Source organism: Sphingobacterium sp. UBA7625 (assembly GCF_002484085.1).
Classification (GTDB): domain Bacteria; phylum Bacteroidota; class Bacteroidia; order Sphingobacteriales; family Sphingobacteriaceae; genus Sphingobacterium; species Sphingobacterium athyrii.
In genome coordinates, this window is record NZ_DLJD01000009.1 from 12941 (window position 1) to 27872 (window position 14932).

Annotated in this window: 15 protein-coding genes; 9 read left to right on the forward strand and 6 right to left on the reverse strand. The window is 39.0% G+C overall.

What is annotated here, in order from left to right:
* Positions 1 to 53: 53 nt before the first annotated feature.
* Positions 54 to 1385, reverse strand: a complete 1332-nt coding sequence (gene argH / locus B4G94_RS03645) for an argininosuccinate lyase (protein WP_108636128.1) — start codon at positions 1383 to 1385, stop codon at positions 54 to 56.
* A gap of 781 nt (positions 1386 to 2166) precedes the next feature.
* Here argH and rbfA point away from each other — a divergent pair.
* Genes rbfA through B4G94_RS03665 form a run of 4 tightly spaced genes read left to right on the forward strand, consistent with a single transcriptional unit; the run spans position 2167 to position 4954 of the window.
* On the forward strand, positions 2167 to 2541 hold the full coding sequence (gene rbfA / locus B4G94_RS03650; RefSeq protein ID WP_108636130.1) for a 30S ribosome-binding factor RbfA: 375 nt from the start codon (positions 2167 to 2169) through the stop codon (positions 2539 to 2541).
* A gap of 31 nt (positions 2542 to 2572) precedes the next feature.
* Positions 2573 to 3229, forward strand: coding sequence for a leucyl/phenylalanyl-tRNA--protein transferase (aat, locus tag B4G94_RS03655; RefSeq protein ID WP_108636131.1), 657 nt, complete (start codon positions 2573 to 2575; stop codon positions 3227 to 3229).
* Entirely contained in the window at positions 3213 to 4301 is a 1089-nt protein-coding gene (locus B4G94_RS03660; protein WP_286857218.1) for an aminotransferase class V-fold PLP-dependent enzyme, read from the forward strand. The genes aat and B4G94_RS03660 overlap by 17 nt, the downstream gene beginning before the upstream one ends.
* Before the next feature lie 2 nt (positions 4302 to 4303).
* Complete coding sequence (locus B4G94_RS03665) at positions 4304 to 4954, forward strand: hypothetical protein (RefSeq protein WP_108636133.1); 651 nt, start codon at positions 4304 to 4306, stop codon at positions 4952 to 4954.
* 33 nt (positions 4955 to 4987) lie between these two features.
* Here the strand turns inward: B4G94_RS03665 and B4G94_RS03670 are convergent, their stop codons facing one another.
* Complete coding sequence (locus B4G94_RS03670; RefSeq protein WP_245971330.1) at positions 4988 to 5326, reverse strand: hypothetical protein; 339 nt, start codon at positions 5324 to 5326, stop codon at positions 4988 to 4990.
* Positions 5327 to 5637: 311 nt separating this feature from the next.
* On the opposite strand from B4G94_RS03670, the gene B4G94_RS03675 reads away from it, so the two are divergent.
* The 5 genes from B4G94_RS03675 to hemL all read left to right on the forward strand — a co-directional run bounded on the left by B4G94_RS03675 (position 5638) and on the right by hemL (position 12297).
* A complete protein-coding gene (locus tag B4G94_RS03675; RefSeq protein ID WP_165305527.1) occupies positions 5638 to 6480 on the forward strand; it encodes a hypothetical protein in 843 nt (280 codons plus the stop codon).
* Positions 6481 to 6699: 219 nt separating this feature from the next.
* Positions 6700 to 7941, forward strand: a complete 1242-nt coding sequence (hemA, locus tag B4G94_RS03680) for a glutamyl-tRNA reductase (RefSeq protein WP_286857219.1) — start codon at positions 6700 to 6702, stop codon at positions 7939 to 7941.
* A 248-nt stretch (positions 7942 to 8189) separates the two neighbouring features.
* A complete protein-coding gene (hemC, locus tag B4G94_RS03685) occupies positions 8190 to 9776 on the forward strand; it encodes a hydroxymethylbilane synthase (protein WP_286857221.1) in 1587 nt (528 codons plus the stop codon).
* A gap of 109 nt (positions 9777 to 9885) precedes the next feature.
* Positions 9886 to 10854: a porphobilinogen synthase gene (gene hemB, locus B4G94_RS03690; protein WP_108636138.1), complete on the forward strand. Its 969-nt coding sequence runs from the start codon at positions 9886 to 9888 to the stop codon at positions 10852 to 10854.
* 132 nt (positions 10855 to 10986) lie between these two features.
* The gene (hemL, locus tag B4G94_RS03695) at positions 10987 to 12297 is read left to right on the forward strand and encodes a glutamate-1-semialdehyde 2,1-aminomutase (RefSeq protein ID WP_286857223.1); all 1311 of its coding nucleotides are present in this window, start codon (positions 10987 to 10989) and stop codon (positions 12295 to 12297) included.
* Between the two features lie 87 nt (positions 12298 to 12384).
* On the opposite strand, the gene B4G94_RS03700 is transcribed toward hemL, so the two are convergent.
* From B4G94_RS03700 to B4G94_RS03715, 4 genes are read right to left on the reverse strand one after another with little or no spacing between them, the layout of a single operon-like run.
* Positions 12385 to 12963: a DUF4252 domain-containing protein gene (locus B4G94_RS03700; protein ID WP_286857225.1), complete on the reverse strand. Its 579-nt coding sequence runs from the start codon at positions 12961 to 12963 to the stop codon at positions 12385 to 12387.
* Positions 12964 to 12968: 5 nt separating this feature from the next.
* Positions 12969 to 13460, reverse strand: coding sequence for a DUF4252 domain-containing protein (locus B4G94_RS03705; protein ID WP_108636142.1), 492 nt, complete (start codon positions 13458 to 13460; stop codon positions 12969 to 12971).
* Positions 13461 to 13466: 6 nt separating this feature from the next.
* On the reverse strand, positions 13467 to 14156 hold the full coding sequence (locus tag B4G94_RS03710) for a hypothetical protein (RefSeq protein ID WP_286857227.1): 690 nt from the start codon (positions 14154 to 14156) through the stop codon (positions 13467 to 13469).
* 41 nt (positions 14157 to 14197) lie between these two features.
* A complete protein-coding gene (locus tag B4G94_RS03715; protein ID WP_286857229.1) occupies positions 14198 to 14713 on the reverse strand; it encodes an RNA polymerase sigma factor in 516 nt (171 codons plus the stop codon).
* Between the last annotated feature and the right edge of the window lie 219 nt (positions 14714 to 14932).

Sequence of the window (14932 nt, forward strand, 5' to 3'; positions counted from 1 at the left end):
TCAATCAGCAACTATTGTTGCCAAGTGTTACGGACTGAGTAGGATAATTGGCCTTATTTCACCAATTCTTCCAAGGCCTTTTCTACTTGTTCAAATCCGAAAGTCGCTTTTACCTGCTGAAACATTCGTTGAATCTGATCGTTACAAAGATTTCCGATACTACCTTCATGTGTATGGTTAACCTCTTTCGATGGTTTGAAACGTCCTTCGTCAATATCAATACCAATAGTCCGGTAAGCCTCACGGAAAGGCACGCCTTTAAGCACCTCATTGTTTACCACCTCAACGGAGAAAAGGTAATCGTATTTTGGGTCATCAAGGATATTGTCTTTTACAGAAATATTTTCTAGCATGAAGGTCGCTATTTCAAGACATTCATTCAGCGATTTAAACGCTGGGAATAGATTTTCCTTTAACAATTGGAGATCCCTATGGTAACCCGAAGGAAGATTCGTTGTCATCAATGCAATTTCATTCGGCAATGCCTGAATTTTATTACAACGTGAACGGATCAATTCAAAAACGTCTGGATTTTTCTTGTGTGGCATAATACTCGAGCCTGTTGTCAAATGGGCCGGGAATGAAATAAAGCCAAAATTCTGATTGATATATAAGCACACGTCCATCGCGAACTTTGCTAATGTAGCCGCGATCGAACTCATCCCCTGTGCTAAAATCCGTTCGGTCTTACCCCTACCCATCTGCGCATAGACCACATTATAGTTCAGATCTTCAAATCCCAATAACTGTGTGGTCATTGTTCTATTTAACGGAAAAGAAGAACCATAACCTGCAGCCGAACCCAATGGATTTTTATTGCAGACCTTCCAGGCCGCTTTCATCATTTCCAGATCATCAACCAGACTTTCCGCATAAGCTCCAAACCATAAACCAAAAGATGATGGCATCGCAATCTGAAGATGTGTGTAGCCTGGGATCAAAATATGTTTATAACGTTCACTAAGCTGGATCAGTTCATTGAAGAAAGCTTCGGTATTCTGAATAATATGTTGGATCTCTGTACGGAAGTACAGTTTTAAGTCCACAAGCACTTGATCATTTCGGGATCGGCCTGAATGAATTTTTTTACCAGCCTCGCCGATGCGTTGTGTGAGTAACATCTCAACCTGTGAATGCACATCTTCTACCGAATCTTCAATCTGAAAATCCCCCGCTAAAATTTCCTTATAGATATTTTTCAGTTCCTTCTGTACCAAAGCAAGATCCTCATCAGTCATCAGGCTGATGCTATTTAGCATCCGTGTATGGGCCAAAGAGCCCAAAACATCCGCTGCAGCAAGCTGTAGGTCCATCACACGGTCATTACCTACGGTAAAAGATTCTACAAACGAATCAACATCTATATTTTTTTGCCAGATTTTCATTGATATATATTGTTTTATGGTAACGAAATTATGATGAGCCAATATTCATTTCGGTTTAGCAGCTGATCATAGCTCATCAGAATATTTATTTGTATGTCATTTTTTGTCTTAGGGCCATTCGCCTATCCTCAGCAAATAGTTATTTGTCAATTGGCGCAACCTCGCATTTACAACTCAGCTTTTTTACGCATAAAACGATCTCTGTTCATTATTTATGATCTCTCTTAAACAGATTGAAGTTATTGATCAAAATGCACCCGATTTTTTAACAATGCAAAAATACCAATTGCAAATGGTTATATCAATGCCAAGCTGTGCAAGGAGAAACAATAATCAAAAGAGGGGCAAAAAGGAGAATTTTGGAATCAAAAAATATATGTTACAAAAAAAAAAAATGTTAAAAGTTTGTTAAATCGCAATAAACACATTTTATAAGTAACCACTCACTTTATTTTTAAAAGTTATTTTGTCAGTTTTTTAAGTATTCCTATGTTTGTAGTGTAAGGGAGATGAAAAAATAAAAGCCGGTAAGGTTAGTAAATACTTACCACTTTAAATACACCGAGATTAAAAACCAAATATGATAGACCCCAACGTCTTAAAACTTGCAAGAAATTACCTAACCAATTGTGAATCGAAATTTAAAGGCACGTCAAACCAAGATGTGCCTTTTTTCGTATACACGGGTGTTAAAGCCAGTCAATAGGTATGCATGTGATTCTAGCCTAAAATACTTATCTTTGTGTATCATATTGAGCATATTCAACATAAAACGTATACGATGGGAACAGAAAGCAAGAGACAGCAACGTTTTGCTGGAGTCATTCAACAAGATTTAGCAGCATTATTTCAACGGGAAGGTAAAGCGTGGGCTCCGGGAGCATTCATTACAGTTACACGTGTTCGAGTTACTCCTGATTTGGCTATCGCACGTGTTTATTTGAGCTTTTTAAACACGAAGACTGCGCAGGAAGACATGAAAGCTATACGTACCAAAACATCCGAGATACGTTATAAGTTGGGATCAAAAATTAAAAACCAAGTCAAAATTGTCCCGCAATTGGAATTTTTCCTGGATGACACCAATGAGTACGTGGAGCACATGGAAAAATTGTTTGAAGAAATAAGTAAAGAGCCTCGTCAACCAGAAGAATAACGCAATTTAAATTGGCCTATCTAAAGGATCGATGGTATTTGAACTGGATAACAAAAAGCTGGAGTTTCCACATCCGAGCTACGCTGATGAAGATGGTTTATTGGCTGTCGGGGGTGACCTTTCGGCTGACCGATTGCTTTTGGCCTATAGCAATGGTATATTTCCCTGGTTTAGTGAGGATACACCGATATTATGGTACGCACCTCATCCACGCTTCGTCATCTATCCTTCCAAGATCAAGATCAGCAAAAGCATGGCTGCCTGTATCCGGAAAAAGACCTTTTCCATTTCGGTAGACCGCAGTTTTCATACGGTCATCCAGAATTGCTCCACTATCAATAGAAAGGATCAAGATGGAACATGGATCACAGAAGACATGATCCGGGCTTATACAGCATTGCATGAAATGGGATATGCACATTCAGTGGAAGTATGGCAAGATGGATTACTTGTAGGTGGGCTCTATGGTATGCTGATCAATGGTGTATTTTGTGGAGAGAGCATGTTTTCCAAAGTACCTAATGCTTCGAAAGCTGCACTGATTTACCTCGCGCAAGAAATAGACCTACAATTGATAGACTGTCAATTTCATACGTCCCATTTGGAAAGCATGGGCGGTGAATACCTTTCCTTACCTGATTATTTAGCAATATTAACAAAAGACCCAAGATATGAACAGTCCATATAGTAAATATTTTGACATTGATGAAGCGACAACTTACTTGACCACCCCCGGCTCAGGTCTACTTTCACGTGAAACAAAGCAATGGCGCACGCAACGCGATCAAGCGTTTCATGAGTCAAACACATCGCTTCGTGAACAACAGGGCGCCATGTTGGATTCTTGCAGAAATACACTTGGACAATTCTTCAATTGTCCGGGAACCAATGTATTTTTGTCAAGCTGCTTTTCTTTTGGATTCAATGCATTACTAGCGGGCCTTCCCAAACATTATAAGGTGCTGCTTTTGGACAATGATTATCCCTCGGTAAATTTCCCAACTATAGTTAGTGGGTTTGAGCATAGCTTTGTCAATATGGACGAACAGCTTGAGGCTAATATTCTGGATGCCATAGCAACTTTTAGACCTAACGTACTTATTCTATCCATTGTTCAGTACATCTCCGGTTTAAAAATAGACCTTTCTTTTATACAGGAATTAAAACATCAGCATCCTGATTTGTTAATCATTGGCGATGGAACGCAATTTTTAGGAACTGATTTATTTGACTTTAATACCTCGGGCTTTGACGCCGTATTGAGCAGCGGATACAAATGGCTAATGGCCGGATTCGGAAATGGCTTTATCCTGCTGAACGATCGACTTAAAGAAATCCTTTATGCTGATATCCAGAAAAACTACAGTTACCTCAACAACCAATGGATGAATAAATCCGTAGTACAGTTATGCTTTGAACCAGGGCATCTGGACACCCTAGCTCATGGAACCTTACAACAGTCTCTATTGCAGTTTGAACAATGGGGATATGCTGAAACAGTCTTGTATACACAGGATCTGGTGGCACAGGCCCGGGCTGAACTGGCTAGTAGAGGGCTACTCCTGGATCGTATTATAAATAGACGTCCGCAAAGCAATATTTTCAATATACAGATCGACCCCAAAAATTTTCAGCTTCTGATGGATGAAGGTATAAAATGTTTCCCCCGTGGTTCCGGTATTCGGGTCGGATTCCACCTCTACAATGACCATTCAGATCTTGAAAAACTATTATATATTATAGATACAAAAGTAAATTAATCATGAAATTTAGAATAGGCGACTTAGTCAGGTTTGTGGATGAGCCCATTGAAGGACATATCACTTCCATGCAAGCGAACAATATTGTCGGAGTAACAGATGAAACAGGATTTGAAATTCCTGTTCCCATGGACAAGATCACGCTCGTCTTTGGAAATATGCGCAGAGCAGATGACGAGCTTGATCAGCATGCCGCCCCATTGACGCCGCATCGATTTATCGAAAAAGGAATTTTACTGGCTATCTCCGGAGATCATAAAGATGGATTGGCCAAGCTTCATATCATCAATGAGACAAGTTATGAGCTCCTGGTATCAGTTTCCGAAGCTACGGCAAATAAAGTGAAAGGCCTTTTTAGCAATAAAATACCACCGCACGATTCTATCCAATTTTATACAGGAAACTTCGCCAATGTTGGAAAATGGCCGACATTCCGTTTTCAGATCATTAGACATAGCAGCAGTTTGCAGGAACTGACTAATCCAATCAATAGAGAGCAGCGTGTACGTCCTGTGGACCTCACCAATCCGAAAGTGCTGCATGAAATTTTGGATGAGAAAATCTGGTCTTATGAGTTAGACAAAATTGAAGAGGATCTCGGTCTGGATAAACTAAAGGCACATTTTATACCGCATCGTCCAAACAAAAAATAAGCTAGATAAAATATCTAGCTTATTTTTTTCGCATCACTCATTTGTTGACACAATCTTCTTTGTGCTCAACAGCAATAGCAGGATCCCGATCAAATAGACAATCCACCCCCAGCGCATGTGAAGCGATTTGGACAACAATTTGTCCGCAAACCCCCAGCCAAAATAATTGTTGATTTTAAACCATACGGCGGTAATACTGACTAGATACCAACATGCGGACAGTCTTGTCATCCATTGATAGGCGCGTACCGCACGAACAAAAAATAACAATGCTGTTATTCCCAGAATCAGCATTGTAATAAAAAATAGATAGGCGTCCACCTGATAAAGATTCCAGTTACCCTTGATAGGAACTTTTAAAAATGGAGTCATACTGGACAAAAAACAAATGATTAGTCCAACAATGGCAAAATACTTCCTGATGATGACCATGGCTCAAATTACTTTAAAATTGATACGAATATAAGTTGAATATCGCCACATATATAACTTGTATTTCATTTTTTGGAAATTTGTTCTAATTTTAAAACGAAGTTCTCGTATAGCATTCTGGACAAATAACAATAATCCAAAAGATCATTTGAAATTGAATAAAATTGATTCCTTCAAAATTGAGTTATAAAAAGTATTTGAAAAGAGTCTTTACCCAAAAGTTGATTTAAAATTTAAGCCCAATATTGAACATGAAAAGAGCATTTGAAGAACCTGAAACAGAACAGGCACCAAAACAAAAATCAAAGAAAAATATATATATCATTATTGGAATAGTCTTGCTATTGGCCATACTTGCCGGCGGAGGATATTATAATTTCGTCCTGCGGCAAGACCTTGATGCCATACCTCTAGATAGTGGAGCAACAGCCGTGGGCGGATTTGAGAATGCAGATCCAAAAGATCTCGAAGATGCTGATGGCTGGAGCTCCATTGATGAATACGCCCATTGGAACAATGCCATCTTTACAATCCCCGAATATGACAATATTCCATTACGTTACCGCAGAGGCATTACAAAAATCTTTATGGGAAATAGTTACCTGGAACCCTCCGGGGATAAACCCATCTATAAATTCACCCGGATAAAGGACCGTGCAAAATCGGTATTCTGTTACGGTAATTTTACTGATCGTCATGATGCGGACAATTGGAATAAAGAAATGGCTTTTTTAGTGGAAAAAAATGACTATCAAAGTAGTGCCATCTGGATTATATCAGCAAAAGGAGATATCTTGTTTTGGAAAGAATATTCCAGTGAACTTCCTTTGATCAATAGTTTTAAAAAAGGACAGAAGATTTTTATGGATGAGATGAAATTAGTTCCCGCTCCAGCTGATGGAATTATTGTCAAAAACAAAAGTTCCAAGTATGCATTGATTTACAATAAAGGGACTAAAACATTTGATACTTATTATCAATATAGTGACAGTGAAATAGCGGAGGCGACCGCCGCTGAAGAAGTCCCCTATGTAGAGGAACTTGAAGATATCACCATCGATTCAGCACAAACAAATACAGGCGATAATGAATAGTTTAACGCCTTCAAGAGGTTGAAATTTTCATCACACATCTGTGTGATGAAAATCATTCAATTTTATAACGATATTTAAAACACTAAAAATCAAACACTTAATCACAAAATAAAGCTATTTAAAATCTTTCTAAATTAATGCGTTTGACAGATTTTTGACACAAGCACAAAGCATTTAAGCTACATTTGTACCGTTAAATATAAGCGAGGGATTAGAGCTTTGAAAAATCTTAAAGTATTAGCGTTTACTCATAAACATGTCGAATTAAAAGATCTAGGTAATCTAGTGATCTGCAATGAGGATTTAGAAAGTCGCCTCATTAGCTTAAAACACAGCCTAGATATTCCGGAGATCTTTTACATTGGTACTTGTAACCGGGTAGAGTTTGTATTTTATGGAGCTCACGAATTGACCAACGAATTTATTGCGGAGTTTATGGGAAAATTGAATTTCTGTGTTCCGCAGGAGCGACTCCAATGTTATTTGGGTCAGGTCAACAAATATGAAGGAATGGATGCTTTACATCATTTGCTTCGGATGTCCTGCTCACTTGAAAGCTTGGTTGTTGGCGAGAAAGAAATCTTAGCGCAGGTACGTAGAGCGTATGACCGCTGTAGAGAAGCCGGTTTTACAGGTGATTTCCTTCGTTTAATGATGGATCGTCTTGTAAAAACAGCAAAAGAAGTTTATACCTATACCAAAATTTCCAGAAACCCAATTTCTGTTGTTTCTCTTGCCTACCGCAAATTACGTGAATTAAAACTCGTTGAAAACCCGAGAATCCTTATTATCGGATCAGGCGAAACAAATCAGAACTTAGCAAAATATTTCCAAAAAAATCAAAAGGCCAAATTTGTCGTTTTTAACCGCACGCTTGAAAACGCAAAAGCATTAGCTGCGGAGTTAAATGCTGAGGCTTATCCGCTTGCTAGCATTGACGAATACAAAGAAGGTTTTGATATTCTGATTACATGTACCGGCGCTCCAACATCAATCATTGATAACACGTTGTACCAATCGCTACTAAATGGTGAAACTGACAAGAAAATTATCATTGATTTAGCTGTTCCAAATGATATCGATGCCGAAGTAATCAAAAACAACCCGATTCATTACATTGAAGTCAGTAGCTTACAAGCTATTGCGGAGAAAAATATCCAGGAACGTTATAATGAACTGGACAGTGCTGAAAAAATCATTCAGGACAATATTCAGGAATTTTTACCACTGATCAAACAAAGACGCGTAGAGGTTGCTATGCGTGAAGTTCCTGAGAAGATCAAAGAAATCAAGTCATTTGCCTTAAACGAGGTCTTTGCCCAAGAAGTACAGGCGCTGACACCGGAAGCGAGGGAGGTTCTTGAAAAAGTCATCAACTATATGGAAAAGAAATACATCAAAGTTCCGATGGTTATGGCGAAAGAGATCCTGGTTAAAACGCCAGAGATTGAGAAAAATTAATTGCAATCCTATCGCTGCAATCATTTCTGACAAAATACATTTATCCTTTTCTGAATTGCGCCCAATAATGGCGACCGTATGCAATTGATTTTTTTGTCAAAAGAGCTCCTACTGCTATTCTAATTTTCGGTTTATCAATCATTTCCTTCTAGATAATGACAGTAACGTGTCAACATATTCCACCTATTTATTTATTTTTGCTTCGATAAATGGTATTAAACACATTTTAATAGGTAAAGTAAAATAACGTGAATAGAAAACTAATTATTGGCACCAGGGGAAGTGTTCTTGCAATGTGGCAGGCAAATTTTGTGAAAGACCGATTACAGGAAATCGGTATAGAAGCAGAGTTAAAAGTCATCAAAACTCAAGGCGATATTATTCAGCATCTCCGTTTGGATAAATTGGAAGGTAAAGGATTTTTCACCAAAGAACTTGAAGAAGAACTTTTGAACGGGACCATTGATTTAGCTGTACACTCACACAAAGATTTACCTACGATTAATCCTCCGGGATTGATTATTGCAGCTGTTTCCGAACGGGAGGATCCTTCCGAATTATTGATTATCCACAAGGATTGTGTAGATATCAAGAAGCGGCTGTCCCTAAAACATAACGCAACTGTCGGAACATCTTCCAACCGTAGAAAAGCACAAATATCGGCTTTACGCCCAGACCTGGAATTCGACGATCTAAGAGGGAATCTGCAGACAAGAATGCAAAAACTGCGGGATGAACAATACGATGCAATTATACTGGCAAAAGCTGGTATCAGCCGTATCGAAATGGATATCTCTGATTTTCATGTCGAAGAAATCCCACCGGTCGAAATTATTCCTGCTCCGGCACAGGGTGTATTAGCTATTCAGATCCGTGAAGTCGACAAGGAACTCTTTGCCGCATTGCAACCGCTAAATAATGATGGGGTAGCTAAAACCATTGCTGTGGAACGTTTGGTATTGAACAAATTTGATGCAGGATGTCATGCTCCACTCGGATGTTATTGTCGTAAAAGTGGTGACGAGTATGAGGCTTGGGCTTCCATTGCTGATACGAGTGAAGACTTTCCTGATCGTGTGTACCTCAGAGATGCTGATCCAAACCGGTTGGCAGAGCGTATTTTCAGCAAGTACGCAAAAGACCGTAAGTTGCCTCAATCTGTCTTTATTTCCAGAGAGGTGGACGAAAATTCCTACTTCGCGCGCGCAATGGCCAAACATAATATTTCCATCGAAGGGCGTTCATTGATCAAAATATTTCCGATCATTAACAAATTGGATCCTTTTATCCTGAAACATGTGGATTGGATTATATTTTCAAGTAAGAACGGGATTGAGCATTTCTTCAATCTGGAACCCCGATTGAGTAAAAAGACCAAAATAGGCGTTATTGGCCGTGGCTCAGAAGAAGTATTGCGTAAGTACGATCGTGTAGCTGATTTTTCTGGTGACAGCGAAGGTATTAACATGGATGAAATCGCTAAGAAATTTGCCGAATTGGCAAATGGTGGAACAGTACTTATTCCGCGCGCAAAGGAATCGCTTGAGACCATTCAGAAAGCGCTAAGTCCAGAGACAAAAATCATAAATATTCCTGTCTATGAGACTGTATTGGAAGAGGACGTCGATCCATCCAATGCAGAAGTACTCGTATTTACAAGCCCTAGTAACGTAGAAGCCTACTTTGCGGATAATCTATTAGAGCCGGGACAAAAAGTTATCTGCATTGGTCGTTCAACCGGGGCGAAGTTTGATGAGATGAATGTTCCTTACACCCTTCCGTATTCACCAGACGAAATTGGTCTCTCAGAGGCTGTTTTTGGTCTGGACTATTAAATCGTATCAAGTAATTAGTATTGCGTATGGAAAGGTTAGCAAACAGATTTATCGCTGTTGCAATTGAACGACACAAAATCACTGGATCATAATAAATAAATAAAAAATAATGTTACAACGTCCGAGAAGAAATCGTAAATCTGCCGTGATTCGCGACATGATTCAAGAGACACGTTTAGACGCGTCAAATTTGATTTTTCCACTTTTTATCGTAGATGGCCAAAATCAAAAAACCGAAGTTAAATCAATGCCGGGTATTTACCGCTATTCCATTGATAATTTATTGAAAGAAGTGGAAAGCTGCCTCAAATTAGGCTTACGTTCATTTGACTTATTTCCCAATATCGAAGAGTCATTGAAGGACAAATATGCGACGGAGAGTTACCGTGACGGAAGTTTGTATTTACGGGCTATTGAGGCCGTAAAGAAAAATTTTCCCGAAGCTTGTATCGTTACGGATGTAGCAATGGATCCTTACAGTAGCGATGGTCATGATGGAATTGTCGAAAATGGCGAAATCCTAAACGACGAAACATTGGAAGTATTGGGCAAGATGGCACTCGCACACGCTCAATCCGGTGCAGATATTATCGCACCTTCCGATATGATGGACGGACGTATCGGGTATATTCGTGAGCTATTAGACCACAATGGTTTCACTAACGTGTCTTTAATGTCGTATACAGCGAAGTATGCATCAGCCTATTACGGTCCATTCAGAGACGCTTTAGGTTCGGCTCCAAAACATGGTGACAAGAAAACCTATCAAATGAATCCTGCAAATGCGAAGGAAGCGCTTATCGAGGCTCAACTCGATGCACAAGAAGGCGCAGATTTCCTAATGGTCAAACCGGGGCTTCCCTATTTAGATATTGTTAAACTCCTCGCTGATAATTTTGATCTTCCGATCGCGGTGTATAACGTCAGTGGTGAATATGCGATGTTAAAAGCTGCTATTCAAAATGGATGGTTAGATGAACGCGTCATCTTGGAAACTTTATTAAGTTTCAGACGTGCAGGCGCAACAGCAATTTTGTCCTACCATTCCAAAGAAGTTTTGGAAAAAGGTTTTATTTAGTATTTAGTATTGAGATAAGAGTATTTAGATTATGGTCGTGGAAGCCTGCGGCTCACAAGTGTCTCTTTTTTCTACTTTTTAACGAGCGATAGCGAGCTCATCATTAGATAATTTTTACTTTTCAATTTGACAATGCAAACACCTGATATTTCAAGAGCAAAATCTGCTGAATTATTCGAAAAGGCAAAACAATATTTCCCGGGCGGTGTAAACTCGCCAGTTCGGGCTTTTAAATCCGTATTTGGCACCCCTTTATTTATTGAACGTGGCGATAAAGCGCATCTTTGGGATGCCGATGGCAATGAGTTCATCGATTTCTGCTGTTCGTGGGGTCCTTTGATTTTGGGACACAATAACGATCAAGTTCGCGAGGCCGTTGCCGCACAATTAGGTAAAGGATTGAGTTTTGGTGCACCTACTGCTCTGGAAAATCAACTCGCCGAATTGATTATTGAAAAAAATAAATATATCGAGAAAATCCGCTTCGTCAGTTCAGGAACCGAGGCTGTGATGTCTGCAATCCGCTTGGCAAGAGGATATACCAAACGCGATAAGATCATCAAATTTGACGGATGTTACCATGGTCATTCGGATTCGCTTTTAGTGAAGGCTGGTTCTGGATTAGTTACTTTCGGAGAAACTTCTTCGGCGGGCGTTCCCAAAGCTTTTGCAGATGAAACAATCGTCATCGAGTTAAATGACAAAGACGCGCTGAGAGCTGCTTTTACAGAATTTAAAGATCAAATTGCTGCAGTGATCATTGAAGGTATTCCAGCCAACAATGGTCTATTAATGCAATCCAGAGAATACATGCATTTCCTACGTGATATCACAAAAGAACATGGCAGCATGCTAATCATGGATGAGGTCATCACCGGATTCCGGATCGGTTTTGAAGGAGCCTCTGCTTACTACGAAATACAGCCTGATATTATCACCTATGGTAAGATCATAGGCGGCGGAATGCCAGTGGGAGCCTATGGAGCATCCAAAGAGCTTATGGCTTGTATATCACCTGATGGTGCCGTTTATCAAGCCGGGACATTATCAGGAAATCCTGTAGCCATGGCAGCAGGTATAGCAGCCTTGACTGTATTGGCACAAAAGGATTTTTATACAAATTTAAATGCCAAAACTGCAGCATTTGTTCAGGATCTTCGTCAATATATCGCTGAAAAAGGTTATCAAGTACAGTTATTCCATGTTGCATCTATCTTTTGGTTTGCATTTACCGAGCAAGAAGATATCAAGAAAGCAAGTGAAATTGACCCCGCGTCAATGGAATCATACAAAATTATGCACCGCGAACTCTTGAATAGAGGTGTATATTTCGGCCCTTCGGGCTATGAAGTTGGTTTTGTTTCCGCTGCGCATACCGACGCGGATTTAAATACCGCCAAGAAGCATATTTTCGATGCCTTGGACATCGTATTTCAGTCATAAAAGGAAAGTATAATACAACAATGCCCCAAAAACTATTTTAGTTCTTGGGGCATTTATATGCTGTTTAATCAAGAATCGCTGTCTCAGCTAAAGTTCCTGTTGAACTACAGTATGGGTATCAGCCAATTTGGTGGACAGCTTTTTATCCTTCGATTTTATCTTATTCAATCCCTGAATAAGTTCATCCAATGAAAATTTGCCTTTAATATCCATAAATACGCTTTCATCGCCTTCGTCGTGTACCAAAAGTGAAACCCTACTGATCACATTATCTTTGTCAATACGTGCATTAATTGATATCTCTTCCCCCTCGCTGTTGATCACCAGCAGTTCCTCAAATTTGTTCTTTTTTAGATATTTGTGGTAATCCTCCAAAATCAGCGCATTTTTTTCCTGGTCATTGTTTGATAATGTCATCATCCTGAATTTTTTCAGTTTTTTGACGATTGCAGTCATCGCTCGTGATTCCTCGTCGTTATCATCCTTTAACGCTTTTTTGATAAACGGTTTCGTTAACCACATCGGCAAATTTATGGCAACAATTTCTGCTTTATTTGAGATATTTGCCCCCCTGACGTAATCCATATTGGATCCTTTTTTAATGATGCAGGACTGCAATGAAGAAAGTACTCCAATTAGGCATAACAATGTTAGTAATCTTTTCATAATATCTACTTTTTATTGTTATTTTCGTTCACCAAACCAGTCACTTCCTTCAACGGTATAGCTCCATCCAAAATCATAAACAAGTTTTGGCCATCACCATTGATTGTCAAAAGCAAATTATTGAGAATATCAGAATTTGCGGATATATTTTCAACCAGAAAACGGATATCCTCACCATCACTATTAAGAGTCATCAATTCCTCATACTTGAGATTGGAGACTGCACTCCGAATGACTGAAGTCAAATTTTTGTCCTCGCCATCCTCGACGATCAGCATCCGCAAGGATTTTACGTTTTTGAGTAAAGGCGTAATTTTCTGCATATCCTCGTCATCAATTTTTAAATTCCCTAACAACTTGAACATAGGGGCTCCAATTTTAAGTGTAGTCACTCCCTTTTTCCCCTGATATTGCTCGAAGAGTTTATCTAACTTGGAAATTTGTGCGTTTGCCATACTTGCTACAAGTAATAGGCAAGCTATTAATAATCCTTTCATATTATTTTAGTTAATCGATATTGACATTTGTTTTATATTCATTGCTTTATCTACTCCATTTTCCAGATTATTCGCCAGCAATCCCAATGACCTCAGGGTCAATTCCACAGCTTCCTCTTCGTTGGCAACGGGTTTACCATTTAATACAACATAATCTGCTTGATAAGTCTGTCCTGTGGTTGATTCCAAATTTTCAGTCACGACTTCCTTCTTCGCTGTCCTATCTTTGGCTTGTTTTTTAATTTTTGGACGTTTGAAAGTTTCTGCTGTTTGCATTGCCGTCCGACTTCCATCTGACAATATCCTATCATTAGAATTGGGATTCGCTGCTTCCGAATTTTGATGTTCGATAGGCCTATTTTTCGCAGGTTTTAAATCTTTCATGTTCTTTTCTACGAGCACCGGCTCCTCGATCGTGGGCTTCTGATTCAGGAATAGTGCGATTCCAATGGTCATTAAAAGAACCGCTGCTGCCGCATATTTCACCCAGCTATATTTCCACCGTACAATAAGCTTTTTATCCGCATTGATCTGACTTTCGAAGTCATCAAAGGACCAGTCCATTTTAACATTCTTTTCTTGATTCAAAGTTTGAAAAAAAACATGACCCGAGTTTTTCAACTCACCTTCTTCCTCTAACGACGACTGGCCATTAAAGTACTTCTCTTCTAATTCCTTTAATTTTTTATCTTTCATCACCACCTATCTTATTTTGTCTAATTATGAAACTACAGGATCTATTTTTTATCTGAATAAACTCGCGTTCTTTCATAATCGAATAACTTTGTCAACTGCTCTTTTACCTTCTGTCTTGCACGCATTAAATTGACTCTAACTGCCGACTCACCCATATCCAATACTTCAACGATTTCATCAATATCATAATCTTCCACATCCCGCAGATGCATAACCAGACGTTGTTTTTCAGGAAGGGAATTGATCATCTCCAGAATAATTTCTTTGGTATTTCCGACCTTATTCTCCGTCATCGAAACTACTTGATATTGATCAACGTAGTCTGCTCTCACTTTATCTCTTTTAATCCGGTTCAACGCTTCATTTTTTACACTTTGCATACAGAAAGCTTCGACATTTTTATACTGATGTAGCTGATCTTTCAATTTCCACAACCGCATCATGACATTCTGCACAGCATCGAAGGCCTCATCGTCATCAACCAAGATCCGTTTCGCAAAGCGAAATAGCTTATCCTTATGGACGAAAACGGTATTTTTAAATTGTTCTTGGTTCATTTTTAGTATTTAGTAGTAACTAGCCTGCACCCCTTCCATACCTTCGTCACATAATCAAGACATTTCAACTTGATAATTCATTACATCTAATATGAATATTTTTTTAAAATATTCATTTATTCAAATAACAGGTCATTAAACACGTTACTCTTTCGTGTTGAGAAAGCAAATAAACAGGGATTATTCTTGTTTATATACCGCTTGCTCACAAACTGGTTA